This is a genomic window from Demequina lignilytica (assembly GCF_030418375.1).
Lineage (GTDB): Bacteria > Actinomycetota > Actinomycetes > Actinomycetales > Demequinaceae > Demequina > Demequina lignilytica.
The window spans coordinates 121,875-145,580 of record NZ_JAUHPZ010000001.1 but is presented as its reverse complement, the minus strand read 5'-3'; the positions used below and the strand labels follow the sequence as shown (position 1 = coordinate 145,580).

General features: G+C 73.3%; 23 protein-coding genes. 11 read left to right on the top strand and 12 right to left on the bottom strand.

The window, feature by feature from the left end; all coding sequences use genetic code 11:
• Window positions 1-12: 12 nt before the first annotated feature.
• The gene (locus QQX13_RS00660) at window positions 13-894 is read left to right on the top strand and encodes a LysR family transcriptional regulator (protein WP_301152102.1); all 882 of its coding nucleotides are present in this window, start codon (window positions 13-15) and stop codon (window positions 892-894) included.
• Window position 895: 1 nt separating this feature from the next.
• Here QQX13_RS00660 and QQX13_RS00655 read toward each other — a convergent pair whose 3' ends face one another.
• Window positions 896-1,693, bottom strand: a complete 798-nt coding sequence (locus tag QQX13_RS00655) for an EI24 domain-containing protein (protein ID WP_301152101.1) — start codon at window positions 1,691-1,693, stop codon at window positions 896-898.
• Between the two features lie 69 nt (window positions 1,694-1,762).
• On the opposite strand from QQX13_RS00655, the gene QQX13_RS00650 reads away from it, so the two are divergent.
• Entirely contained in the window at window positions 1,763-3,178 is a 1,416-nt protein-coding gene (locus QQX13_RS00650; protein ID WP_301152100.1) for an amidohydrolase, read from the top strand.
• 4 nt (window positions 3,179-3,182) lie between these two features.
• Here QQX13_RS00650 and QQX13_RS00645 read toward each other — a convergent pair whose 3' ends face one another.
• From QQX13_RS00645 to QQX13_RS00635, 3 genes are all read right to left on the bottom strand, one after another.
• Window positions 3,183-3,611: an OsmC family peroxiredoxin gene (locus QQX13_RS00645; protein WP_301144229.1), complete on the bottom strand. Its 429-nt coding sequence runs from the start codon at window positions 3,609-3,611 to the stop codon at window positions 3,183-3,185.
• A gap of 118 nt (window positions 3,612-3,729) precedes the next feature.
• Complete coding sequence (locus tag QQX13_RS00640; RefSeq protein ID WP_301152099.1) at window positions 3,730-4,206, bottom strand: hypothetical protein; 477 nt, start codon at window positions 4,204-4,206, stop codon at window positions 3,730-3,732.
• Window positions 4,207-4,230: 24 nt separating this feature from the next.
• Window positions 4,231-5,085, bottom strand: coding sequence for an HAD family hydrolase (locus QQX13_RS00635; RefSeq protein ID WP_301152098.1), 855 nt, complete (start codon window positions 5,083-5,085; stop codon window positions 4,231-4,233).
• Window positions 5,086-5,126: 41 nt separating this feature from the next.
• Between QQX13_RS00635 and QQX13_RS00630 the strand changes: the two genes are divergently transcribed.
• Both QQX13_RS00630 and QQX13_RS00625 read left to right on the top strand, forming a co-directional pair.
• The gene (locus tag QQX13_RS00630; protein ID WP_301152096.1) at window positions 5,127-5,846 is read left to right on the top strand and encodes a gamma-glutamyl-gamma-aminobutyrate hydrolase family protein; all 720 of its coding nucleotides are present in this window, start codon (window positions 5,127-5,129) and stop codon (window positions 5,844-5,846) included.
• Between the two features lie 52 nt (window positions 5,847-5,898).
• Entirely contained in the window at window positions 5,899-6,831 is a 933-nt protein-coding gene (locus QQX13_RS00625) for an aldo/keto reductase (RefSeq protein ID WP_301152095.1), read from the top strand.
• Window positions 6,832-6,840: 9 nt separating this feature from the next.
• Here QQX13_RS00625 and QQX13_RS00620 read toward each other — a convergent pair whose 3' ends face one another.
• Window positions 6,841-7,050: a hypothetical protein gene (locus QQX13_RS00620; protein ID WP_301152093.1), complete on the bottom strand. Its 210-nt coding sequence runs from the start codon at window positions 7,048-7,050 to the stop codon at window positions 6,841-6,843.
• 76 nt (window positions 7,051-7,126) lie between these two features.
• On the opposite strand from QQX13_RS00620, the gene QQX13_RS00615 reads away from it, so the two are divergent.
• On the top strand, window positions 7,127-7,756 hold the full coding sequence (locus QQX13_RS00615) for an alpha/beta hydrolase (protein ID WP_301152092.1): 630 nt from the start codon (window positions 7,127-7,129) through the stop codon (window positions 7,754-7,756).
• On the opposite strand, the gene QQX13_RS00610 is transcribed toward QQX13_RS00615, so the two are convergent.
• The 5 genes from QQX13_RS00610 to QQX13_RS00590 form a co-directional block, all read right to left on the bottom strand.
• Complete coding sequence (locus tag QQX13_RS00610) at window positions 7,744-9,003, bottom strand: DUF2254 domain-containing protein (RefSeq protein WP_301152091.1); 1,260 nt, start codon at window positions 9,001-9,003, stop codon at window positions 7,744-7,746. The genes QQX13_RS00615 and QQX13_RS00610 overlap by 13 nt on opposite strands.
• Before the next feature lie 51 nt (window positions 9,004-9,054).
• On the bottom strand, window positions 9,055-10,302 hold the full coding sequence (locus tag QQX13_RS00605) for an MFS transporter (protein ID WP_301152089.1): 1,248 nt from the start codon (window positions 10,300-10,302) through the stop codon (window positions 9,055-9,057).
• Window positions 10,303-10,380: 78 nt separating this feature from the next.
• Complete coding sequence (locus tag QQX13_RS00600; protein WP_301144220.1) at window positions 10,381-11,280, bottom strand: NUDIX domain-containing protein; 900 nt, start codon at window positions 11,278-11,280, stop codon at window positions 10,381-10,383.
• A 46-nt stretch (window positions 11,281-11,326) separates the two neighbouring features.
• Entirely contained in the window at window positions 11,327-13,276 is a 1,950-nt protein-coding gene (locus QQX13_RS00595) for an acyl-CoA dehydrogenase family protein (protein ID WP_301152087.1), read from the bottom strand.
• 39 nt (window positions 13,277-13,315) lie between these two features.
• Window positions 13,316-13,957, bottom strand: coding sequence for a TetR/AcrR family transcriptional regulator (locus QQX13_RS00590; protein ID WP_301144218.1), 642 nt, complete (start codon window positions 13,955-13,957; stop codon window positions 13,316-13,318).
• A gap of 80 nt (window positions 13,958-14,037) precedes the next feature.
• Here QQX13_RS00590 and QQX13_RS00585 point away from each other — a divergent pair, with 80 nt between their 5' ends.
• From QQX13_RS00585 to QQX13_RS00560, 6 genes are all read left to right on the top strand, one after another.
• On the top strand, window positions 14,038-15,306 hold the full coding sequence (locus tag QQX13_RS00585) for an acetyl-CoA C-acetyltransferase (RefSeq protein WP_301152085.1): 1,269 nt from the start codon (window positions 14,038-14,040) through the stop codon (window positions 15,304-15,306).
• Window positions 15,306-16,652 carry a 3-oxoacyl-ACP reductase gene (locus tag QQX13_RS00580; protein WP_301152083.1) on the top strand — a complete coding sequence of 449 codons (1,347 nt, stop codon included), beginning with the start codon at window positions 15,306-15,308 and terminating at the stop codon, window positions 16,650-16,652. Before QQX13_RS00585 ends, QQX13_RS00580 begins: the two co-directional genes overlap by 1 nt.
• Window positions 16,652-17,515 carry a MaoC family dehydratase gene (locus QQX13_RS00575; protein ID WP_301152081.1) on the top strand — a complete coding sequence of 288 codons (864 nt, stop codon included), beginning with the start codon at window positions 16,652-16,654 and terminating at the stop codon, window positions 17,513-17,515. The genes QQX13_RS00580 and QQX13_RS00575 overlap by 1 nt, the downstream gene beginning before the upstream one ends.
• 64 nt (window positions 17,516-17,579) lie before the next feature.
• A complete protein-coding gene (locus QQX13_RS00570) occupies window positions 17,580-19,310 on the top strand; it encodes an AMP-binding protein (RefSeq protein ID WP_301152080.1) in 1,731 nt (576 codons plus the stop codon).
• 32 nt (window positions 19,311-19,342) lie between these two features.
• Window positions 19,343-19,825, top strand: a complete 483-nt coding sequence (locus tag QQX13_RS00565; RefSeq protein ID WP_301152079.1) for a glutathione peroxidase — start codon at window positions 19,343-19,345, stop codon at window positions 19,823-19,825.
• Window positions 19,822-20,721: a glutaminase gene (locus QQX13_RS00560; RefSeq protein WP_301152078.1), complete on the top strand. Its 900-nt coding sequence runs from the start codon at window positions 19,822-19,824 to the stop codon at window positions 20,719-20,721. The genes QQX13_RS00565 and QQX13_RS00560 overlap by 4 nt, the downstream gene beginning before the upstream one ends.
• Here QQX13_RS00560 and nrdG read toward each other — a convergent pair.
• Both nrdG and nrdD read right to left on the bottom strand, forming a co-directional pair.
• Window positions 20,708-21,268 carry an anaerobic ribonucleoside-triphosphate reductase activating protein gene (nrdG, locus tag QQX13_RS00555; RefSeq protein ID WP_301152077.1) on the bottom strand — a complete coding sequence of 187 codons (561 nt, stop codon included), beginning with the start codon at window positions 21,266-21,268 and terminating at the stop codon, window positions 20,708-20,710. The two genes, QQX13_RS00560 and nrdG, sit on opposite strands and share 14 nt — an antisense overlap.
• Window positions 21,269-21,273: 5 nt before the next feature.
• Window positions 21,274-23,520 (bottom strand): anaerobic ribonucleoside-triphosphate reductase, encoded by a 2,247-nt coding sequence (gene nrdD / locus QQX13_RS00550; RefSeq protein ID WP_301152076.1) that lies wholly within the window; start codon window positions 23,518-23,520, stop codon window positions 21,274-21,276.
• Between the last annotated feature and the right edge of the window lie 186 nt (window positions 23,521-23,706).

Here is a 23,706-nt window from a genome sequence, read left to right as displayed (position 1 = left end):
TTCACTGTCATCATGCTCGATCTGGTCCGCCTCGCCACGCTCCGGGAGCTCGCCCAGCGCGGGACCGTGGCGGCCGCCGCCGACGCCCTCGGCTACACGCCGTCGGCGGTCTCCCAGCAGCTCGCCGCGCTCGAGCGCCAGGCGGGCGTGCCGCTCACCAGGCGCGCGGGTCGCGGGCTCCGGCTCACGCCGGCCGGCGAGCGCCTCGTCTCCCGCGCGGGAGAGCTGCTCGCCACGATGGAGATCGCCGAGGCGGAGCTGCGCTCGGGGACCGCGCCCGCCGGCACGGTACGGGTCGCGGCGTTCCAGTCGGCGTCCCTCACGATCGTCCCCCGCGCCGTGGCCATGCTGCGCGAGACCGATCCCCTGATCCGCACGGTGGTCACGGAGAGCGAGCCCGGCGCGGCGCTCGCCGAGACGTGGTCGCGGGACTACGACCTGGTCGTCGCGGAGGAGTACCCGCACCACTCCGCCCCGCACTACCCGGGCGTGGTACGCCGGGACCTCACGCGGGACGAGCTGCGCCTGGCGGTCGGGGGCCGGTGGGTCACCGCCACCTCGGTCGCGGCGCTGGCCGACGCGGTGTGGGTGATGGAGCCCGCCGGCACGGGCACGCGGCACTTCGCCGAGCAGACGTGCCGTCTCGCCGGGTTCGAGCCGGACATCCGGTTCGTGACCCCGGACCTCCAGGCGCATGTGCAGCTGGTGCGGGACGGTCTCGCCGTCGCGATCCTGCCGGGCCTCATGGCGGAGCATGCGGGACTGCTCGAGGACACCCACCCCCTGCCGGGCGCCCCTCTGCGCACCATCTTCACCGCGATGCGCGAGTCCACCGCGGACGACGGGGCGGTGGACCGCGTGCGGCGCGCCCTCGAGGAGGCTGTCGCGGGCTGAGCTACGCGTCCGGCCGCTCGGGCTCGAGCGACGGGCCCGGGGTCACGCCACGCACGAGGACGGTCGCGCCCGCGATCGCGGCGGGCATCGCGAGCACCGCGCCCAGGGGGATGAGGAACAGCAGGAAGACCGCCGCGCCGAACGCGACGGTGCGGGCCCGGTACGGGCGCAGCGCGCTGATCCGCTCCCGCCTGCTCACGACGCCCCGCCGGGCGAAGGGGTACGACGTGAGCTCGAGGGCGAGCAGGCGCCCGCCGATCAGCGCGCCGAGCGCGAACGCCGTCGCCGAGCCGGCGATCGGGATCAGCCCGACCGCGAACAGCGCCAGGGAGACCGCGATCGAGATGGCCACCGTGATGAGGCCCTCCCCGACGCCCCGGATCGTGACCCGCGTCCAGGGCTCGTCGGGGACCGCCTCGACCAGCCCTCCGAGCCGCTCGTCGACGCGCCTCGAGATCGCCTCGAAGAAGGGCTGGCCGATCGTGAGCGTCAGCGTCGCGAACAGGAGCACCGCGACCAGCCCGCCCGCGACCACCACCGCGATGGCTGCCGCGATCGCGAGCAGGTCGCCCCACCAGCCGTCTCCCCCGATCCCATGGCCCACCCGGTCACCGAGCCAGTCGGCGCGCGACACGACCACCGCGACGACCAAGGCGAGGACCACGAGCGACACGATCCCCGGCACGGCGCCGAGCAGCATCGCGCGGGGATCGGTCGCCCACGTACGGAGCCCTCGGAGCGCCGCGCGCACGCCCTCGACGGGCTCGCGCCACCACGCGGAGGACCGGGGAGCGGACATGCGCCGATGCTAGCGACAGGGTCCGGCGGGGCTACGCTTCGTGACGTCGTGAGTCCCGGAGGTGCTCCCTTGGCCCGCATCACCTTCACCCGCGCCCGTCCGGTCGGCAGGGACGGCGAGGTCGCGTTCGCCGTCGAGGACGGACGGATCGTCGCGGTCGACGACCCCGCGCGACCCGCCGACCACGTCGTGGACCTCGAGGGCCGGTGGGTCGTGCCGGGACTGTGGGATCGCCACGTGCACTTCACCCAGTGGGCCCGCACCTGGGGGCGGCTCGACGTGTCCGCCGCGTCGTCCGCTGAGGAGGTCTGCGCGTCCGTGGCGCTCGCCCCGCCGGACGGGCTGCTGGTCGGTTTCGGCTTCCGGTGGGCCACCTGGGAGCAGCCGCCGACGCTCGACGGGCTGGACGCTGCACGAGCCGCCCCGACCGTGGTGCTGTCGGGCGACCTCCACACCTCATGGGTGAACAGCGCCGCCGCGCGGGAGCTCGGGCTGCCGCGCGCCGGGGTGCTGCGAGAGGACGAGGCCTTCGCGGCGCAGCGGGTGCTCGACGCGGCCCCGCCCGCGCCGGAGGCGCTCGCGGCGGTGATCGCAGCGGCCCACGCCCGGGGCCTCGTCGGCATCGTCGACCTCGAGATGGCGGACAACGCCGCGGTCTGGACCGAGCGCGTGCAGGCAGGCGCGCCGCCGCTGCGCGTCGTGGCCGGCTTCTACCGCGAGCTGCTCGACTCGCGCATCGCGCAGGGCGCCACCACGGGCCTCGGGGTGCCCGGCACCCGGGGGCTGGTCGTCCACGGACCGCTCAAGGTCATCACGGACGGCTCGCTGAACACGTTGACGGCGCACTGCCGTGATCCCTACCCCGCGGGCGGGCACGGGATCCAGAACGTCCCCGGCGAGGAGCTGGCGCGGCTGCTGTCTCGCGCCCATGCCGGGGGGATCCACGCGGCGGTGCACGCGATCGGCGATCGGGCGAACACGATCGCGCTGGACGCGTTCGCGGCCTCCGGTGCGCGCGGCTCCATCGAGCATGCGCAGCTGCTCGCGGAGGACGACCTGCCCCGGTTCGCCGCGCTCGGCGTGGTGGCGAGCGTGCAGCCGGAGCACGCGCTCGACGACCGCGACGCGACCGACACGTTGTGGGGCGATCGGGCCGACCGCGCGTTCGCGCTGCGCTCCCTGCTCGACGCGGGGGCGCGCCTGGCGCTCGGGTCCGACGCGCCGGTCGCGCCGCTGGACCCGTGGATCGCGATCGCCGCGGCGGTCGCGCGCACGCGCGACGGACGCGCGCCCTGGCATCCGGAGCAGGCGATCACGGTGGTCGAGGCGCTGGCCGCCTCCACGCGGCACGACCTCTCCCCCGGCGCTCCGGCGGACCTGGTCGCGCTCGACCAGGACCCGCTGGCGGCCGACGGCGACGCGCTGCGGCGGATCCCGGTCGCGCTGACGACGGTCGCGGGCGCCGTGGTGCACGACGCCCGCTGACTCGTCAGCCGACCAGGGTGGCGTCCGCCAGAGTGATCGGCACGCCGGCGAGCGCCTGAGACACCGGGCATCCGGCCTTCGCCTCGTCGGCGAACCGGGCGAAGGCGTCCTGGTCGAGGCCCGGCACGGTCCCGCGGACCGTCAGGATGCTCGCCGTCACGCCCTTGCCGGCCTCGAAACGCACCTCCGCGCCGACCTCGAGGGCGTCCGGCGGGGTGCCGTTGCCCTCGAGGGCGTGCGACAGCGCCATCGAGAAGCAGGACGCGTGCGCGGCGGCGAGCAGCTCCTCCGGGGTGGTCGCGCCCTCCTGCCCCGCGGACCGCGCCTTCCAGGTGACGGCGAACTCGCCGTTGCCCGAGCCGAGCGCGACGGTGCCGGCTCCGTCGCTGAGCCCGCCGTTCCAGACGCCTGCGGCCTTGCTTGCGATCTCCATGAGTCCTCCTCCGGGTGAGGGCCGCTGCGCGCGGCCGGCGCGTCGGTCGCGCCCTCGGTGTCACGCTAGCGCCGCGCGGAACATTCCCGCATCGGCGTGCGTGCCGGCGCCGCGGAGGTCAGCTCACCGGCGTGAGCGGCCGCTCAGGGAGCACGCAGGAGCTCTCGCGTCGGACCCGCGCGACGAACGCCCAGGCCAGCAGCACGATCGCGCCGGCGGCGAGGTACGGCTGGATGGGCTCGAAGAACTGGATCGCGCCGGTGTAGCCCAGCGCGAGCAGCACCAGCTTGTTGCACACCGGACAGCCCACCGCGAAGAACGTGACGAGCGCACCCGCCATGCCGAGCCGGCCCTCGCGCGGACGCTGCGCCTCCTCGGGCGTCGCGACGTAGGTCGCCGTCACCAGGCCGGACAGGACGGCGGACAGGCCGAGCGCCCAGTACGACCACGCGGTCGGGGGGATCTCCCTACCGAAGACCGGGTTGGGGATCAGGTCGGTCGGGAGGGCGATCAGCAGATAGGTGGCGGCGGCGGTGGCGGCTGCCACCATCCAGCGGCGGGCGGGCCAGGCGCGGAGCGCGTCGAGGACGTCCATGGGAGGAATATACCCCAGGGGGTATCAGGACGACGTCAGCGGGTGGTCGAGCAGACGGCGCAGCGTGGTGATCACGCCCGCGTCGACGTTCGAGGGGGCGCGGTACCGCGCCCGCTGCGCGACGTCCGGATGCGCGTTCGCCATCGCGAACGACAGGTGCCCGCGGTCCATCATCTCCAGGTCGTTGAGGTAGTCGCCGAACACGACCGTCTGCTCGGGGGTGACGCCGAGCGCCTCCTGCAGACGGGCGACCGCGACCCCCTTGTGCACGCCGGTGCGCATGATGTCGATCCAGTGCCGGTCCGACACGACCACGGCGAGGTCGCCCTGGAAGCGCGCCAGGACCGGCGCCGTGTCGTGCGCCGCGTTGCCGAAGTCGTACACCGCCACCTTGAGGATGGCGTCGTCGACCGCCGCGAGATCGTCCACGATCTCGAGCGCGGCGTAGTACGGCGACGCCTTCTCCACGAACGCCGCATCGTCGCGCTCGATGTACGCCGAACGCTTGCCGCACACGACGGTTCCCACGTCGAAGCCCGCTCGCGCGTGGTCCCGCACAGCGGTGACGATGTCGCCGAGCACGCCATCCGGCAGCGGCGACGAGGAGATCTCGACGCCGCCGCGCGCCACGTACGACCCGTTCTCCGCGATCACGACCAGCCCCTCCCCGAGCCGCTCGAACTGGCGCGCCAGCGTGGCGTGCTGACGCCCGCTCGCGGGCGCGAACACGATCCCGCGCTCGCGCATGTGGTCGACGAGCGGCCACAGCGCGTCGGGGATGCGCTTGGCCGCGTCCAGCAGGGTGCCGTCCATGTCGCACACCACCAGCCGGATGTCGTGAGGGCCGTCGGGGACGTGGAACGAGTCGGGGGTGGTCACGGCAGTCAAGCCTAGCCGCGCGACCCGGCTAGATTGCCGACGTGAGCACGCCCCCGATGATCGCGACCACCACGTACAGGGAGGTCGCGTCGACCGGCATCTGGACCCAGGAGGCCGTCTGGCTGCCGGACGCCTACCTCGCGCCCCTGCGGCGCGCGGGCGGCACCGCCGCCGTCCTCCCGCCCGACGCGCCGGACCGGGCCGGCGCGGCGCTCGACCGCATGGACGGGCTCTACCTGACCGGAGGCTACGACGTCGATCCGGCCCTGTACGACGCCGCCCGCCACCCGGAGACGGACGCCCCGCGCGCGGACCGGGACGCGTGGGAGCTCGCCCTGCTCGCGGCGGCCGTGGAGCGCGGCATGCCCGTGCTCGGCGTGTGCCGCGGCGCCCAGCTGCTCAACGTGGCGCGGGGCGGCACGCTCCATCAGCACGTGCCCGACGTGGTCGGCCACACGGGCTACCAGCGGGGCGACGCGGTGTTCCGCCCGGTCGAGGTGTCGCTCCAGCCGGGGACGGTTCTCGCGCGGTGCCACCCCGCCATGCGCGCCGTGCCCGTCTACCACCACCAGGCGATCGACCGGCTCGGGCGCGGCCTGGTGGTGTCCGCACGCAGCGTGGACGGGCTGATCGAGGCGATCGAGGACCCGGCGCTCGCCTTCTGCGTCGCCGTCCAGTGGCACCCGGAGCACGACCCGGGCCAGGTCGGCCTGTGGGAGGCGTTCGTCGAGGCGTCACGCGCCTACGCCGCGCGGGCCTAGCCTGGGGACAGGGCCCCGTCGCGGGCCGACGCCGACGTCGAGGAGGACCACCATGAAGACCATCGCCATGCCGGGGACGGAGATCGTCGCACCCGCCGTCGTGCTCGGGCTCATGCGGATCGTCGAGAAGAGCGACGACGAGGTGCGCGAGCTCGTCGCGGCCGCGCGCGATGCCGGCATCGACTTCATCGACCACGCCGACCTCTACGGTCCGCCGTACCACGGGTGCGAGCGCCGGTTCGCGGAGGCGATGCGGCTGAGCCCGTCCGAGCGCGACGCGTTCACCATCCAGACCAAGTGCGGCATCCGCCAGCCCGGGCCGTACTTCGACTTCAGCTACGACCACATCGTCGACTCCGTCGAGGGCTCGCTCGAGGCGCTCGGCACCGACCGCATCGACATCCTGCTGCTGCATCGTCCCGACGCCCTGGTCGAGCCCGACGAGGTCGCGCGCGCCTTCGACCACCTGCACGCCGCGGGCAAGGTGCTCCACTTCGGCGTCTCGAACCACACCCCGGGCCAGATCGAGCTGCTCAAGCGCTCGGTGCGCCAGCCGCTGGTCGCCAACCAGATCCAGCTCTCGGTGACGCACGCCCCGTCGATCGCCAGCGGCATCGCGATGAACATGGGCGACCTGGACCAGTCGATCGACCGGGACAACGGGATCGTCGACTACTGCCGCCTCAACGACATCACCCTGCAGGCCTGGTCGCCCTTCCAGTCCCGCTTCTTCGACGGCCCCTTCCTGGGCAACCCGAACTACGCGGAGCTGAACGCCGTGATCGACCGCCTCGCCTGGAAGTACGAGGTGCCGGCCGAGGCGATCGCGGTGGCGTGGCTCACCCGTCATCCCGCGCAGATGCAGGTGGTGCTGGGCACCACGACCCCCGCGCGCGTCGTGGCCGCGGCGCAGGGCGCCGACGTCCACCTCGCGCGGTCCGAGTGGTACGAGATGTTCCGCGCCGCCGGGCACACCGTGCCCTGAGCCGACGCCCTACAGCGGCGCCTTCCAGTGGAAGTCGCCGGCGATCGCCTCGCCCATCGCCTTCATCGCGTTCGCGATGGTGCCCTGGTAGACGCGCGACTCGTCGGTCTCGGCCTGGTCGGCCTTGGCGCGCGCGCTCGCCTCGTGGAACGCGAGATAGGCGACGATGCGGTCCCGCTCGGCTCGCTGGCCTGCGGCGTGGGCGTCGGTGTCGGTCATGGGGGTCCCTCCACGGTCGGTGGCGCCATCCTTCCACGCGGACGGGGCGACGGCCGACGACCGCGATACTGGGCACATGCCTCTGCTGAATTCCGTCCTCTCCCCCGGCTGGCCCGGCCCGGCCGCGTCGCCTCACCGCGTCGCGCTCCTCCTGCACGGTTTCGGCTCGCACGAGCACGACCTGCCGGGCCTCGCCGCGTTCCTCCCGCGGGGCCTCCCCTGGGCGTCGCTGCGGGCGCCGCTCGAGATGGGCTACGGCGCCGCGGCGTGGTTCCCGCTCTCCACCGACGGGGTCATGGACGTCACCGCGATCCGGGCCGCGGCGGATGCCGTCTGGGAGTGGGTCGACGCGACCCTGCCCGACGACGCCCAGGTGGTGCCCATGGGCTTCTCGCAGGGCGGCCTGATGGCGCTCCAGCTGCTGCGGAGCCGCCCGGAGCGCGTGGTCGCCCCGGTGGTGCTCGCCGGGTTCGTCCACGAGGGCGAGGAGCCCGCCGATGCCGCGCTCCTGGGGACGCGCCCCGCGGTGTTCTGGGGGCGCGGGGACGCGGATCCCGTGATCTGGCCGGAGGCCGTCGCGCGCACCGCGCGGTGGATCGACGCGCACACCGTCGCGACGCGCCACGTCTATCCGGGCCTCGGGCACGCCGTTCACGAGGAGGAGATGGGCGACGTGCGCGCGTTCCTCGCGGCTCAGCTCGCCTGAGGAGGCCCGCCGAGCAGCGCCGCGGCGGCCTCGGCGATCGCGTCCCGGTCCACGGGATCGGTGAGCGCGGACAGCGACCTGCGGGCCGCCTCCTCCGCCATCGCCCGGATCGGCTCGGCCTTCTCTCCGGGCGCCGCGTGCGCGAGTCCGGCGAGCGCGTGCTGGAGGCGCACGCCGACCTCGACCACACCGGCACCGTCCCGCGCGATCGGTCGGAATCCGTCCACCAGGAGGTCGCTGAGCTCGACGCGAGCCATGTGGACCCCCGGATGGGAGACCTCCCGCTCCTCGGGCACACCCTGCACGTCGGCGAGGACCCGTTGCAGGGCCCCGAGCACCTCGATCGCGGTTCCCTGGTCGTTGGTCGACGGCGACAGCGCGCGGCTCGCGATCTCGGCGAGGGCGACGACCCCGAGCCGCGGATCCTGCTCGTAGGTGCGGTGACGTTCGACGAGGAAGGCGTCACGCACCGCAGTCCGTGCGGCCTCGCCCGGGCCACCCTCGACGAGCGCGAGGGTGTCGCCGGGGCGCACGTCGTCGCCCGGCACCACACGGGCGTGGATGCGCAGCCCGTGCTCCTTCGCGGCCGCCGCGAGCCGGTCCATCGCGACCACCGTGAGGAATCCCGTGCGCTCGGCGCCCACGGCCACCACGGGTCCGGCGGGGTCGCTCGGGGGCTCTCCTCCGAGGTGAGGGCGGCGGGCATGCGCGCGCAGGGTGTCCGCCGCGGCATCCTCGACGCGATCGAGGATGTCGGCCATCCGGCCGAACCTGGTGAGGTGCTCTATCCATCGCACGAGCGTGACCACGACCCACGCGATCACGAGCAGCGAGCCGATGAAGACCAGCATCTTCCCGCGCTCCGCGACATAACCGCTGGCGAGGGCCACGATCCCGGCGATGGCGAACACGAACGCGCCGAGGAAGCCCGCGAGGGCGTTCTGCGAGGTCGGGTCCTCGATCAGCAGACGCGTCGCGCGCGGAGTGGCGGCCCGGGCGGCAGACGAGTACGCGGAGATCAGCGCGGTGAGCGAGAAGGTGGTCACGGCGAGCATCGACGACGCGAGCACCGAGAGGATCGTGGTCACCGAGTCCTGGCCCAGGTCGATGCCCGCCAGCTCCGGGGCGCGCTGTCCGACAGCGCCCGCGACGATCACGAAGGCGACCGCGGCGAGCGACTGCAGCGTCAGCCGTCCCCACATCCGGCGCGACAGACGCCGCAGCGCCATGACCCAGGTCCGCTCCATCGAGGCCTCCCTCATCCCCGCCATCATGCCCGGTGGTGCGAGGACGAGCGGTCAGCGCGCGCCGACGGGCACGCGCGCCGTCGACGGGAGGGCCTCGCGGCGCGCGGACCGGGCCGTCAGCGCAGCCCCCGCCCACGCGAGCAGCACGCCCGGCACGCAGAGCGCGAGTCCGAGCCAGGTGGGCGCCACGTAGCCCCAGCCGGCCGCGATGACGGCTCCGCCGAGCGCGGCACCCAGGCTGTTGCCCAGGTTCAGCGACGAATGGTTGACGGCCGCGGCGATGGTCTGGCTGTCACCCGCGACGTCCATGAGGCGGGTCTGGATCGCGGGCGACAGCGCCGCGGCGGATCCCCCGACCAGGAACCCGCCGACGAAGAGACCCGCCGGATGGGACGCGGTCAGCGCCAGCAGGACGAGCGATCCCGCGAAGGCGGCGAACAGGATGAAGATGGCGCGCACGGCGCCGCCGTCCGCGAGCCGCCCGCCCCAGGCGTTGCCTGCCGTCATGCCCAGGCCGACCACGACGAGGACGAGCGGCACGAGCCCCGAGGCCGTGCCCGTGACCTCGGTGGCCAGCGGGGAGATGTACGAGTACACGGCGAAGAACCCGCCGAAGCCGAGCGCGCCCGTCCCCAGCGCGAGCCAGACCGCGGGGCGTCGGAACGCGCGCAGCTCGCTCCGCACGGTCGCCTGCGGGTCGCCGGGGACCCGCGGGACCAGCAGCGCGATGGCGAGCAGCGTGGCCCCGAAGAGCGCGGCCACCACCACGTACGCGATGCGCCATCCGGCTTGCTGGCCGAGCGCCGTGATGAGGGGCACCCCGACCACGTTCGCGATGGCGAGGCCGGACAGGACGTAGGCGACGGCCTGGCCGCGCCTGCCGGGACCCATCAGCTGCGCGGCCACCAGGGCGGCGACGCCGAAGTACGCCCCGTGCGGGAGCCCGGCGACGAAGCGGGCCGCGACGACCGTGCCGAACGTGGGTGCGACCGCGGAGGCGAGGGTCGCGAGGGTGAACGCGGCCGCCAGGGCCATGAGCAGGCGGGTGCGGGGCAGGCGTGCCGCGAACGCGGCGATGGTCGGCGCGCCCACCACGACCCCCGCCGCGTAGGCGGAGATGAGCAGGCCCGCGCGCGCGATCGCCGCCTCGGGGTCCTCGCCCGCGAGGTCCGGGAGCAGGTCGCGCGCGATCTCGGGCAGAAGGCCCATCGCGACGAACTCGGTCGCACCGATCGCGAATCCGCCGAGGGCGAGCGCGAGCAGCGCCAGGCGCGTGCGCGCGGGGCTGAGGTCTGACACAGGGGCACCGTTCTTCTCGGGCGGCGCTCCCCGTCGAGCTCGCGGTTGTCGCGACCGGAACGTCGCGACGCCCGCATCCTATTCCGCGGGCGCGCGCCCCTCGCCCGCTCCGGGACGGAGCTGGTCGAGCAGCCACCGCGCTCCGCGGACGTCCGCGAACGGGCCGACCCGCGCGGCGAGACCACGATCGGAGGTGACCACCGTCACGCGCTCCCCCGCGGCGTGGCGTGCCTCCACCCGCGAGACCACCGCATCGTCCCCCTCGCCGGGAGCGTCATGGACGTCGACGCCGTCCGCTCGCGCGCCCCGCGCCCGGCCCTCGACGACGAGCTCGACGCGAGGGAACCATCGCCCCTCCGGGAGGTCGAGCGCTCCCGCGTCGATGCCCGCGGCCGCCCACTCGGCCACCCGGCCGGCGAGCCGCTCGGCGGCGCCGCGGCGATCGCGCCACCATCCGTCGGGAACGGAGCCGACGACGTTCGCGGCGTCGACCACCACGGCCGGCGCGAGCCCGAGCATCCCGTGCAGGCGGGGCCATGCGGCGCCGAAGCCGGGATGGAGCTCGAGGGAGGCGACCTGGTCCACGGGGATCCAGGCGAGCTCCTGGCTCTCGTCGTCGGTGGCGTGCGGCTCGAACGGCGTGGTCACGCGCGCGACCACGGTGGTGTACGACCAGAAGCCCAGCTCGAGGGTCGAGGTCGCCGCGACGCGCAGCGACCCGGGCGGTACCGAGGCCTCCTCCCACGCCTCGCGGAGGGCCCCCGGCACCGCAGCCTCGCCCGCGTGGCGGGCGCCTCCCGGGATGCCCCAGGTGCCCCCGTGATGGCTCCACAGCGCGCGATGCTGCAGGAGGACGCCGCGGTCCGGGTCGTGGGCGACCAGCCCTGCGGCTCCGAAGCGGCCCCAGTAGCGCGTGCCGTCCGGCGCCTCGGCCCAGGCGTCGCCGGGATCCCGGGGCGCGTGGGGGTCGAAGGGCACGGGCCCAGCCTCGCACACCCAGGGAGGCCGGGCCCGCGGCCACGCGTCAGTCCTCTAGGAACGCCGTCCCCAGCCACGCCTCGGGGACGCCCAGGCCCTCGACGAGCGGCAGCGCGTGGGGGCGGAGCTCGCGGCACAGCGCGTCGATCTGATCGCCCAGCGCCTTGCTGCGTCCGAGCGACATGCGGTGATGCTCGACGAACCAGGCGCGGTCCTCGTGGATCGAGGCGAGGGCATAGAGGCTGCAGAGCCTCTCCAGCACCTCGCGCGTCTGGGCGTCCAGGTCCTGCTCGAGGGCGGTGATGAAGGCGCCGAGCACCTGGCGCTGCACGTGCGCCCGCGCGGCGAACTGCACGTGCCCGCCCAGCCGGTTGAACGCCTCGAACTGGTCGCCGCCGCTCTTCGAGGCCGCGCGCATCCGACGCGCCAGGGAGTCGAGCGAGTGCCGTGCGCGCTCCTCGAACATGAGGGCGTGCCAGCCACGGTCCACGAGCGTGGTCTCCTCGGGACGCCTGCGCGCCCCGTCGGCCACGCGCTCGACGATCACGTTCGCCGCGGTCCGCTCCACCATGGCCTCGCCGAAAATGCGGGTGGTGGCCTGCACCACACCGGAGCGGTCGAGCGCGCTCCACGACTCCTTGACCCCGGTCAGCAGGGCCTTCGCCACCAGCTGCATGAGGACCGTGTTGTCACCCTCGAAGGTCGCGAAGATGTCGACGTCGCCGCGGAGCTGGGTGAGCCGGTTCTCGCTCATGTAGCCGAAGCCGCCGCAGGCCTCCCGCGCCTCCTGCACCGTGGCGTTCGCGAACCAGGTGGTCTGCGCCTTGAGCCCGGCGGCGCGGGTCTCGAGCTCCCGCTGGTCCGCCTCCGTGTGGTCGGCCGGGCCCTGGACCTTCACGAGCAGCTCGACCAGCTCGTTCTGCGCGAACCCGTACGCATAGGCCTCCGCGACCCTGGGCAGGAGGCGACGCTGGTGCGTCAGGTAGTCGAGCAGCAGCACGCCCTCCGGCCGGCCCGCCGCCGGGAACTGGCGGCGGCGGAGCCCGTGCCGCACCGCGATGGAGAGCGCGCGTCGGGCCGTGATGCCCGCGCCGCCGCCGATGCAGACGCGACCGCGCACCAGCGTCCCCAGCATGGTGAAGAAGCGCTTGCTGGTGCTGGAGATGGGCGACGAGTACACGCCCTCGTCGGTGACCCCGCCGTAGCGGTCGAGCAGCATCCGGCGCGGCACGCGGACCCGGTCGAACTGAAGCGTGCCGTTGTCCACCCCGAGCAGGCCGCCCTTGTGCCCGTGGTCGCCGGTGGTGACGCCGGGCAGGTCGACGCCATGGTCGTCCCTGATCGGGACCAGCACCACGTGGATCCCGTGCTGCTCGCCGTCGACCACGAGCTGGCCGAAGACGGCGGCCATGGTGCCGTGCCTCGCAGCGTTGCCCAGGTACGCCTTGCGCGCGCTCGGTGTGGGCGAGTGGATCTCGATCTCGTCCGTCTCCCGCACGTACGTGAGCGTCGTCTCGAGGTGCTGGACGTCGGAGCCGTGGCCCAGCTCGGTCATCGCGAAGGCGCCCAGCAGCGTCAGGTCGGTGATGCCGGGGAGGAACGTCCGGTGGTGCCACTCCGTCCCGAGGTTGGTGACCGCCCCGCCGAACAGCCCGAACTGGACCCCGGACTTGATGGTGACGGACAGGTCGCCATGCGCGAGCATCTCGAAGGTGGTGACCGCGGTGAGCGGGTCGGACACCGCGTTCGCACCGTCGGGGACGCCCGAGTGGCCGAAGCCCCGGCGTTCGAGCTCGATGAGCCGGGCGAGCGTCCACTCGCGCGCATCCTCCATCCCGGCGGCGGGGTCCAGGTGCATCCCGTCGGCGGGGAAGGTCGCACGGCCCACCGCCCTCTCGGCGGCGAAGGGCCCGTCGAGGGCCGCGCGGAGGCGGGCGCCCAGCACGGTCAGCTGCTCCTCGGCGATGGGCGACGGGGTCTCGTGGGTCAACGTCATCGTTGCTCCTCGGTAGGGGGTGGTCGGGGTGGGTAGGGATCAGGCCCCGAGCGGGGCGGGTGGACGGGCGTCGGCGAGCGCGCCGGCGAGCAGGGCGTCGATCTCGGCGACCACCTGGCCGCGGGGAGCCCGCGGATCGCCGGCCATCCAGCGGTCGGCCGCCGCGCGGACGAACCCGACGATGCCGTGGCCCCAGGTCCCGGCGCAGGACGCGTCTCGACCGGTCGCGGTGAGGTGGGCCGCGATGGCCTGGCCGACGTGGTCCCCGATGAGCGACGGCAGGGATCCCGCCGGGTCGCCAGGGTGGTCGGCCGTGGCCACCGGGCGCTCGAGCACGAAGCGGTAGATCTGCGGATCGCGCTCGACCAGCGCCAGGTACGCGTCGGCGAGGTCGTGGATCAGGTGGCCCAGGTCGCCGTCCGCGCTGTCCTGCAGCGTGCGTGTCAGGCCTGCATGGATGTACGCGTGGACCGACTCGACGACGGCGTCGTAGAGCCCCGCGCGGTCGCCGAAGTGCCGGTAGATCACCGTCTTCGACGTGCCCGCGCGGGCGGCGATCTCATCCATGCCGACCCGCGCGCCATGCACGCGGATCGCCCGGAGAGCGTGCGACACGAGCTCGCGCCGTCGGTCCTGGCGGTGCTGCTCCCAACGGGTGTCGCGCCCGTCTGCGGTGGTCATGACACCACAGTACCCAGTACTCGCAGTATCTGCTACTGTCCGTATCGGATAGTCCCCCACGACAGGAACCCGGAGGCACCATGCACCACACCGCTGTGGTGGTCGGAGGAAACCGCACGCCGTTCGCCAAGGTCGGCGGACCCCTCGCGGAGGCCTCCAACCAGGATCTTCTCATCGCCGCGCTCGACGGGCTGATCGCGCGGCACGGACTCGCGGGCGCGCGCATGGGAGAGGTGGCGGGAGGCGCGGTGCTGAAGCACCCGCGCGACTTCAACCTCACCCGCGAGGCGGTGCTGGGCACCTCCCTCGCCCCCGACACGCCCGCGTGCGACCTCCAGCAGGCCTGCGGCACGGGCCTCGAGGCGACCGTGTACATCGCCAACAAGATCCGCCTGGGCCAGATCGACGTGGGCATCGCGGCCGGCGTCGACTCCGCGTCGAACGCCCCCGTCACCGTCAGCGAGCCGCTGCGGCGGATCCTCGCCCGGGCGAGCCGCGCCCGGAGCGCCGCGGAGCGCATCAAGGTGCTCGCCCGCATCCGCCCGAGCCACCTCGCCCCCCTCGCCCCCGGGGTCGCCGAGCCCCGCACGGGGCTGTCGATGGGCGAGCACCAGGCCCTCACCACCGAGCGCTGGGGCGTGACGCGGGAGGAGCAGGACCGGATCGCCGCGGACTCGCACCGGAGCCTCGCCGCGGCATGGGACCGAGGCTTCTTCGACGACCTGGTGACGCCGTACCTCGGCGTGACGCGGGACGCGATCCTGCGTCCCGACACCACCGTCGAGAAGCTCGCGACCCTGCGCCCCGCCTTCGGCGGGCCCGAGGGGTCGATGACCGCAGGCAACTCGACCGCGCTGTCCGACGGCGCCGCCGCGGTCCTGCTCGCCTCCGAGGACTGGGCGCGGGAGCACCACCTGCCCATCCTCGCGAAGGTGGTGGACGCGGAGGTCGCGTCGGTGGATCACCCCGGAGGCGACGACCTCCTCCTGGGCCCGGTCGCGGCGACGGGCCGGCTGCTCGAGCGGCAGGGCCTCGGCATCGCCGACATGGACCTGGTCGAGATTCACGAGGCCTTCGCCTCCACGGTCGCGGCGACGCGGAAGGCATGGGCCGACCCAGAGCACTGCGCGGCGCTCGGCCTCGACGGGCCGATCGGCTCCATCCCGGACGACCGTCTCAACGTGACGGGCTCGTCCCTCGCGGCCGGTCACCCGTTCGCGGCGACCGGGGCGCGCATCGTCCCGACCCTCGCGAAGCTGCTCCACGAGCGCGGTCCGGGCTCGCGCGGCCTCATCTCGATCTGCGCCGCCGGCGGGCAGGGCGTCGTGGCGATCCTGGAGGGCATGTGATGTCGGCTCTCGAGAGGATCTACGGCACCCCGGTCGGCAAGGCGGTGGCGCGGAAGGCGGGGGTCCACGAGCCGCCGCGCCTGCGCCGCGGCCGCCGGCTCCCCGCGGGACCGATCGTGCACGCCTCGCTCGGCGACTCGACCCTCGGGGCCCGCACCCTGCGTCTCCTGGGCCTCCCGGTGGAGGCCCCCGTGACCGACGACGGCTCCGCCACGCCCGGCTACGGCGCCCCGATCGGCGCCGTCGTCATCGATGCCACGGACCTCGAGCGCGTCGATCAGCTCGAGGCCATCCGCGCGATCCTCCGCCCCGCGGTGCGCTCGCTCGAGCCGTCGGGTCGCGTGATCCTGCTCGCCCGACCGGCGACCGGCGACTGGGAGCGACGCGCCGTGACCCGGGCGCTCGACGGCATCACCCGCACGGTCGGCAAGGAGCTGCGCAAGGGGGCCACCGCCACGATGATCCGCGTGGGCGCCGACGCCGGGCCGGGCGACCTCGCGACCACCCTCGCGTTCGTCCTCGAGGGGCGGTCCGCCTTCGTGGACGGCCAGGCATGGACGGTGCAGGCGGCGGGGCTCGCGGAGGAGCGCCCGTCCGACCGGCCCCTCGACGGCCGCACGGTGGTCGTGACGGGCGCGGCCCGCGGCATCGGCGCCGCGATTGCGCGCACCCTGGCCCGCGACGGCGCCGACGTGGTGGCCGTGGACATCCCGGCCGCGGGCGAGGCGCTCGCCCAGGTGGCGAACGAGATCGCGGGCACCGCGCTGCAGCTCGACATCACGGCGGACGATGCGGGCGCCAGGATCGCGGCCCATGTCGCCGGGCGCGGGGCGCGGCTCCACGGGATCGTCCACAACGCCGGCATCACGCGGGACAAGCTGCTCGCCAACACCGACGCCGATCGATGGCGGTCCGTCCTGGAGGTCAACCTCGCCGCCGAGATGCGCATCAACGCCGTGCTGCTCGAGCCGGCGACCCCCGGCGGCATCGCCGACGGCGGGCGCATCGTGGGCGTCGCGTCCACGTCCGGCCTCGCGGGCAACAAGGGGCAGACCAACTACGCCGCCTCCAAGGCCGGGGTCGCGGGCCTCGTCGAGGCGATGGCCCCGGATCTCGCGGCGCGGGCCATCACCGCCAACGCCGTCGCACCCGGGTTCATCGAGACGGACATGACCGCGCGCATCCCCTTCATCCAGCGGGAGGTGTTCCGGCGCAGCAACTCCCTGAGCCAGGGCGGCCAGCCCGTGGACGTCGCGGAGACCATCGCCTACCTGCTCTCCCCCGGCGCCCAGGGCGTCACGGGCCAGGTCATCCGCGTCTGCGGGCAGAACCTGGTGGGCGCCTGATGGCCGTGGCGGTGCTGTCCGAGGCCCCCGGGATGGGCGCCGCCTTCGCTCGGGCGATGGTTCCGGCACGCGCGCGAGGCGCGCGTCTGCCCGAGGATCCGGTGCGGCTGGAGGGATACCGGCAGGACGCCGCGCGGCTCGCCGACTACGCGCGGGTCTGCGGCTTCCCGTTGCGCGACACCGTGCCGCCGACCTGGCTTCACGTGCTCACCTTCCCGCTCCACGTGCACCTGCTCGGCGACCGCCGGTCCTCCGTGCGGCTCGTCGGCGCCGTCCACGTGTCCAACTCCATGACCCTGCACCGCCCCGTCTCGGTGCGCGAGGAGCTGGCGATCGAGGTGGCCGCGCGCGGCCTGCGACCGCATCAGCGCGGGGCGCTGCTGGACCTCGTGGGCGAGATCCGCGTCGCCGGCGAGACGGTCTGGGAGGGGGTCAGCACCTACCTGGCCTCCGGCATGGAGGTTCCCGGCGAGCCCGTCGAGCTCCCGCGCGAGCCCTTCGCGGCTGTGGTGCCGCACGCGCGTTGGCGCCTGCACGCCGGCCTCGGACGGGACTACCGACGCGTCTCGGGCGATCCCAACCCGATCCACACGTCGCGACTCGCGGCGCGCGCCTTCGGTTTCCCCCGTCCGATCATCCACGGCATGTGGACGCATGCGCGCGCGCTCGCAGCCCTCGACGGCCGGCTGCCCGAGGCGTACCGCACCGACGTGGCCTTCACCAAGCCGGTGCTGCTGCCCGGCTCGGTCGGGTTCCACGCGGCGCTCGCGGACGGCGTGCACAGCGTCGCGGTGACGTCCCGCGACGGCGCGAAGCCGCACCTGCTGATGTCGGTGTCCTCCACGGAGCGCGCCCGGGCCTAGGCTCGTCCCCGAGGCGCCGCGCGCCCTCCCCCGTCCCCCATCGACCATCAACGAGGATGTGAAGATGCACCCGCACTACACCCCGAGCGGCATGGACCCCGTCGGCGGCGACGACCGCCCGTGGTACCGCTTCTACTCCCCCGGCGTCGGCCGTGTCATCACCCCGCCGGCGGCGCGCTCGCTCCCGGAGCTCGTCGCCAACGCGGCCGCCGAGTACGGCGATCGCACGGCGTTCTCCAACCTGGGCGGCACGCTCAGCTTCGCCGAGGTCGACGCGCTCGCCACCCGCTTCGCCGCCTTCCTCCAGCATGACCTCGGCCTCGCCCGCGGCGACCGGATCGTGCTGCAGATGCCGAACCTGCTGCAGTACCCGGTCGCCCTCTTCGGCGCGCTCCGCGCCGGGCTGGTGGTCGTGAACGCGAACCCCCTCTACACGGTCCGCGAGATGGAGGGGGTGTTCCGCGACGCCGCGCCCAAGGCGATCGTGGTGCTGGCCAACTTCGCCGACAAGGTCGAGCAGGTGCTTCCCGCGACGACCATCGAGCACGTGATCGTCACCCAGGTCGGCGACCTGCTGCCCGCACCCAAGCGGCAGATCGTCAACTTCGTCGCCGGCAAGGTGAAGAAGATGGTGCCGCGGTACCACCTTCCCCGCGAGATCCCCTTCCGCGACGCCCTCGCCCGCGGTGCGAAGGACACCTGGGCCGACCCGGGGCTCGGCCTCGACGACGTCGCCTTCCTCCAGTACACCGGCGGCACCACGGGCGGCGCGAAGGCCGCGGTGCTCACCCACGGCAACCTCCTGGCCAACCAGGAGCAGTTCATGGGGCAGATCCGGGCCACGCTCGGCGAGGAGCGCCAGTCGGTGATCATCGCCGCACTCCCGCTGTACCACGTGTTCTCGCTGACCGTGAACTGCCTCGGGTTCTTCCGTTTCGGCGCCCACAACGTGCTGATCACCAACCCGCGCGACATCCCCGCCTTCGTCAAGGAGCTGGACGCGTCCCGGCCGGACGGGCTGATCCTCGTGAGCACGCTCGCGGGCGCGCTGCTCGACAACGGCGCGTTCCGCGCGCTCGACTTCGACAAGCTCCAGCTCACCGTCGCCGGCGGCATGGCGGTGCGCTCGTCCGTGGCGGAGCGCTGGCGCAACGTCACGGGCAACGACATCATCGAGGGCTACGGCCTCACCGAGGCGTCCCCCGTCGTCTCGGTCAACCCGACGCACCACCCCGCGCGGATCGGCACCATCGGCGTGCCGCTGCCGTCCACCGACGTGCGGATCGTCGACGACGAGGGTGCGCCCGTGCCCCTGGGCACCGCCGGCGAGCTCGCCGTGCGCGGCCCCCAGGTCATGATGGGCTACTGGAATCAGCCCGAGGAGTCGCGCCGCGTCATCACCGACGACGGCTGGCTCCTCACGGGCGACGTCGCCGTCGAGGACGAGGACGGGTTCTTCCGGATCGTCGACCGCAAGAAGGAGATCATCGTCTGCGGCGGGTTCAACGTGTACCCCGGCGAGATCGAGGACGCGGCGATGCTGCACCCGAAGGTCGCGGAGGCGGGCGCCATCCCGATCCCCAACGAGCACTCCGGCGAGGTGCCCAAGCTCTTCGTGGTGCGGCGCGACGACTCGCTCACCGAGGCGGAGCTGCGCGTCTTCCTCAAGGAGCGGCTGACGGGGTACAAGCGGCCCAAGGAGATCGAGTTCATCGACGAGCTCCCGAAGACCAACGTCGGCAAGGTGCTGCGCCGCGCGCTGCGGGAGATTGAGGCGGAGCGCGGCTCCGCCTGACCTCCACCACGCGAGGTGCGACACTGGTGGACATGACCACCATCGCCGACTTCTCCGCCGCCACGCTCAGGGGCGAGGAGCAGCCCCTGTCCGCCTACGAGGGACAGGTGGTGCTGGTGGTCAACACCGCGTCGCGCTGCGGGCTCACGCCGCAGTTCGAGGGCCTCGAGGCGCTCCATCGCGAGCTCGGACCGCTCGGTCTCGCCATCCTCGGCTTCCCGTGCAACCAGTTCGCCGGACAGGAGCCGCTGGACGCGGACGGTATCGGCGAGTTCTGCCAGGCGAACTACGGCGTGACCTTCCCGATGTTCGCCAAGATCGACGTCAACGGGCCCGCCCAGCACCCGCTGTACGGATGGCTCAAGTCCTCCACCCGCTCGCTCATGGGGGACGCGATCAAGTGGAACTTCACCAAGTTCCTGGTCGGGAGGGACGGTCGCGTGATACGCCGCTACGCGCCCACGACCGAGCCCTCCGCCCTCGAGGCGGACATCCGCGCGGCGCTCGCGGCGTGAACGCCGTCGCGGCGGCCCTCGCCGCGGCACGCGCGGTGTCGGGCGGCGCGGTCACCGGCGTCTATCCGAGCCTCGCGGCCACGGACCCCGACCTCCTGGCGGCGGCGCTGCATCGCCTCGGCGAGGCGGCGGACGTGGGCGGGGACGCCGCGCATCCGTTCATCCTCATGAGCGCGGCCAAGCCGTTCGTGCTCGCTCTCGCGGTCGACCTCCACGGGGAGGACCGGGTGCTCTCCCTCACCGGGATGCGCGAGACCGGGCTGCCGTTCAACGACGTGCGCGCGATCCACGCGGGACCGGGCGGGCGCACCAACCCGATGGTGAACCCCGGCGCGATCACCGCATCGTCGCTCCTCGGAGAGGACGATGCGGGCGCCGGCGAGGCGAGGCTGCGCGCGGGGCTCTCCGCGTTCGCGGGTCGCGACCTGGTCGCGGACGCCGCCATGGTCGAGGCGATCCACGCGACCAACCACCGCAACCGCGAGCTCGCCGGCGCGCTCGCCGCCCGGCGGCTGCTCGGCACCGCTGTCGAGGACGCGCTGCACCTCTACACGCTCCAGTCCTGCCTCGCCGTGACCGTCGCCGACCTCGCTCGCATGGGAGCGGTGCTGGCCGCGGGCGGGGTCGATCCCGTCACCGGCGTGCGCGTCGTCAGCCCCGCGGCGGCGCGCGTCGCCGTGGAGGCGATGGCGCTCGCCGGTCTCTACGAGGGCACGGCTGCCTGGCGCGGCGCCGTGGGCCTTCCCGCGAAGAGCGGGATCGCCGGCGGTATGGTCATGGTGGCACCCGGTCGCGGCTCGGCCGCCGCGTTCAGCCCGCCGCTCGACGCCACGGGCAACCCCCTGCGCGCGCAGGTCGCCCTCACGGCGCTGGCGCCCGCGCTCACCCGTCCCTGAGGCCGGCCCACGCCACCGGGACCCCGCGCGCGAGGGAGAGCGGGACGTCGAGCACCCGCTGGTTCGTCGAGCCCCGGAACGCCAGTCGGAGGTCACGTCGGGCGAGATCGAACGGCCCGTCGACGAGGACGTCGACCTGCGCGAGCAGGTCGCGCTTGTCCTGGGTTCCCGTCACGAGCTCCTCGAAGGTGTACCCCGACCAGCACCACACGTCCTTGGACGGCAGCTCGCGACGCATGCGGCGCACGACGGCGAGGCAGACCTGCGTGTTGAGGAACGGCTCGCCGCCGAGGAGCGAGATGCCCTGCACCGAGGGGTGAGCCAGGTCTGCGAGGATCCGGTCCTCGAGGTCCGCGCCGTACTCCTCGCCGCAGCGGAAGCTCCACGCGTCCTTGTTGAAGCATCCGTCGCAGGCGAAGAGGCACCCGCTCACGTAGAGGCTGCAGCGCACCCCCTCGCCGTCGACGAAGCTGAAGGGCTTGTAGTCCGCGACGAAGCCCTGGCTGACGCGCTCCGCCCGCCAGTCCTCCGTCGGCGACCGGTGCATCGTCCCTATCCCTCCGGCCGCGACTCGCGGTCCTCGAGCGCCGGCGCGACGCGCACGTCGCCGGGCAGGTGCTTGACGCGCGACGCGATCTCCTGGTGGCGGCCGTGGACCATCGGCCGCTGCTGGGGGTTGCCCAGGTAGCCGCAGGTGCGCTTGACCACGTCGCACGTGCCCGGGTTGGCGTTGCCGCACGCCGGGCACGCGAAGCCGCGGGCGGTCGGGTCGAAGTCGCCCGCGTAGCCGCAGTCGTAGCACCGGTCGATCGGCGTGTTCGTGCCGAGGTAGCCGATCCGGTCGTACGCGTAGTCCCACACGGCCTCGAGCGCCTTGGGGTTCTGACGCAGCACGGGGTACTCGACGTAGTGGATGAAGCCGCCGGACGCGAGGGGCGCGTAGTCGGCCTCGAAGTCGAGCTTCTCGAAGGGCGTGGGGTTCTTGCGGACGTCGTAGTGGAACGAGTTGGTGTAGTAGTCCTTGTCCGTGACGTCCGGCACCGCGCCGAACCGCTCCTTGTCCATGCGAGCGAAGCGGTCCGTGAGCGACTCCGACGGGGTCGAGTAGACGGAGAAGTGGTAGCCGGTCTCGTCGGCCCACGCGGCCGCGCGGCGCTTCATGGCGCGCAGCACCTCGAGCGTGAGCTCCTTGGCCTCGGGGTCGGACTCCCATGCGTTGCCGTAGAAGACCGTCGCGACCTCGTACAGGCCGATGTAGCCCATCGACACCGTCGCGCGGCGGTCGCGGAACAGCTGGTCGACGTCCTCGCCCGCGGACAGGCGGCGACCGAAGGCGCCGTACTGGTAGAGGATCGGCGCGTTGCCCGGGCGCGCCTCCTTGCAGCGCTCGATGCGGAACACGAGCGCGTCGTGAAGGGTCTCGAGGCGCTCGTCCAGGAGCTGCCAGAAGCGGTCGAGGTCGCCGCCGGACTCGAGGGCGATGCGCGGCAGGTTCAGGGTGACGACGCCGAGGTTCATGCGGCCGTCGACCACGTCCTGGCCGTCCTCGTCCGTCCACCCCTGGAGGAAGGACCGGCAGCCCATCGGGGCCTTGAAGGAGCCGGTGATCTCCACGATCTTGTCGTAGCTGAGCACGTCGGGGTACATGCGCTGGGTCGCGCACTCGACGGCGAGCTCCTTGATGTCGTAGTTCGGGTCGCCCTCCGCGAGGTTGAGGCCCCGCTTGAGGGTGAACAGCAGCTTGGGGAAGATCGCGGTGCGCTGCTCCCGGCCCAGCCCGCGGATGCGGATCCGCAGGATCGCCTTCTGGATCTCGCGCTCGTACCACCCGGTGCCGAGGCCGAAGCCGACCGAGGTGAACGGGGTCTGGCCGTTCGAGGTGAACAGCGTGTTGATCTCGTACTCGAGCGACTGCATGGCGTCGTAGATGTCCTTGCGCGTCTTGTCGCGCGCGAACTCCTCCCGCCGCTCCTCGTCGTCGATCCAGTGCTCGGCGTCGGCGAGGTGCTTCGCATGGTTGAGCGCGGCGTAGGGCGCCAGCAGCTCGTCGATGCGGTTGACGGTGCAACCGCCGTACTGGCTGGACGAGACGTTCGCGATGATCTGGCTGATCTGCGCCGTGGCCGTCTGGATCGACCGCGGGGGCTCGACCTGTGCGTTGCCGATCCGGAAGCCCGCCGACAGCATGCTCGGGAAGTCGATGAGGCAGCAGTTCGTCATCGGCGCATAGGGGTGGTAGTCCAGGTCGTGGTAGTGCAGGTCACCCTTCTGGTGCGCGTTCGCGACGTGCGCGGGCAGGAGCTTGAGGCCGATCGCCTTGCCGACCATGCCGGCGGTGAGGTCGCGCTGGGTGTTGTAGACCTCGGCGTCCTTGTTCGCGTTCTCGTTGACCACCGCGGAGTCCTTGGACAGGAGGCGGTGGATCGAGTGGTTCAGGTCGGTCGCCTTGGAGCGGGCGATGTCGCGCGAGACGCGGTAGTCGATGTAGGCGCGCGCCACCTCGTACTCCCCCGCCTCGAGCAGCTCGTGCTCGACCACGGACTGGATCTCGTAGATCTTGACCGCGTCGACGAACCTGCGGTCGAGCTCGGCGTCGATGCGTGCGACGAGAGCGTCGATGGTCTGCTCGTGCTCGGCGGTGAGCTCTCCGTGCACCGACACGAAGGCCTTCGCGACCGCCGCGCCGATCCGCGAGTCGTCGAAGCGCAGCGTCCGTCCGTCGCGCTTGACCACGGTGAGCGCGTGGCGCGTGCCGCCCTCCCGGATAGCCCCCGCGCGCTCCATCTCGACGATGCTCATGATGCTCCCTCCGGCTCCTTCGACCTCGGCTTCGGCGGCAACCAACCACTACATGTAGTGCTTCCCGCCGTCGGACACACTAGATCTCGTGTCATGAGGCATCTAGGTCCTTGGTCCCTGGCGGACGCTCGGGCCCGCGGCCGGGCGGCCGCGGGAACCCTCGTGCACGCACGACCGTTGATCATC

What these genes read in the sequence shown, in the direction of transcription:
- QQX13_RS00615 (WP_301152092.1), top strand. Translation starts at nt 7,127, where the DNA reads ATGCCTCTGCTGAATTCCGTCCTCTCCCCCGGCTGGCCCGGCCCGGCC.
- QQX13_RS00565 (WP_301152079.1), top strand. Translation starts at nt 19,343, where the DNA reads ATGACCACCATCGCCGACTTCTCCGCCGCCACGCTCAGGGGCGAGGAG.
- nrdD (WP_301152076.1), bottom strand. Translation starts at nt 23,520, where the DNA reads ATGAGCATCGTCGAGATGGAGCGCGCGGGGGCTATCCGGGAGGGCGGC.
- QQX13_RS00570 (WP_301152080.1), top strand. Translation starts at nt 17,580, where the DNA reads ATGCACCCGCACTACACCCCGAGCGGCATGGACCCCGTCGGCGGCGAC.
- QQX13_RS00585 (WP_301152085.1), top strand. Translation starts at nt 14,038, where the DNA reads ATGCACCACACCGCTGTGGTGGTCGGAGGAAACCGCACGCCGTTCGCC.
- QQX13_RS00620 (WP_301152093.1), bottom strand. Translation starts at nt 7,050, where the DNA reads ATGACCGACACCGACGCCCACGCCGCAGGCCAGCGAGCCGAGCGGGAC.
- nrdG (WP_301152077.1), bottom strand. Translation starts at nt 21,268, where the DNA reads ATGCACCGGTCGCCGACGGAGGACTGGCGGGCGGAGCGCGTCAGCCAG.
- QQX13_RS00595 (WP_301152087.1), bottom strand. Translation starts at nt 13,276, where the DNA reads ATGACGTTGACCCACGAGACCCCGTCGCCCATCGCCGAGGAGCAGCTG.
- QQX13_RS00640 (WP_301152099.1), bottom strand. Translation starts at nt 4,206, where the DNA reads ATGGACGTCCTCGACGCGCTCCGCGCCTGGCCCGCCCGCCGCTGGATG.
- QQX13_RS00590 (WP_301144218.1), bottom strand. Translation starts at nt 13,957, where the DNA reads ATGACCACCGCAGACGGGCGCGACACCCGTTGGGAGCAGCACCGCCAG.
- QQX13_RS00660 (WP_301152102.1), top strand. Translation starts at nt 13, where the DNA reads ATGCTCGATCTGGTCCGCCTCGCCACGCTCCGGGAGCTCGCCCAGCGC.
- QQX13_RS00610 (WP_301152091.1), bottom strand. Translation starts at nt 9,003, where the DNA reads ATGGAGCGGACCTGGGTCATGGCGCTGCGGCGTCTGTCGCGCCGGATG.
- QQX13_RS00655 (WP_301152101.1), bottom strand. Translation starts at nt 1,693, where the DNA reads ATGTCCGCTCCCCGGTCCTCCGCGTGGTGGCGCGAGCCCGTCGAGGGC.
- QQX13_RS00575 (WP_301152081.1), top strand. Translation starts at nt 16,652, where the DNA reads ATGGCCGTGGCGGTGCTGTCCGAGGCCCCCGGGATGGGCGCCGCCTTC.
- QQX13_RS00645 (WP_301144229.1), bottom strand. Translation starts at nt 3,611, where the DNA reads ATGGAGATCGCAAGCAAGGCCGCAGGCGTCTGGAACGGCGGGCTCAGC.
- QQX13_RS00625 (WP_301152095.1), top strand. Translation starts at nt 5,899, where the DNA reads ATGAAGACCATCGCCATGCCGGGGACGGAGATCGTCGCACCCGCCGTC.
- QQX13_RS00580 (WP_301152083.1), top strand. Translation starts at nt 15,306, where the DNA reads ATGTCGGCTCTCGAGAGGATCTACGGCACCCCGGTCGGCAAGGCGGTG.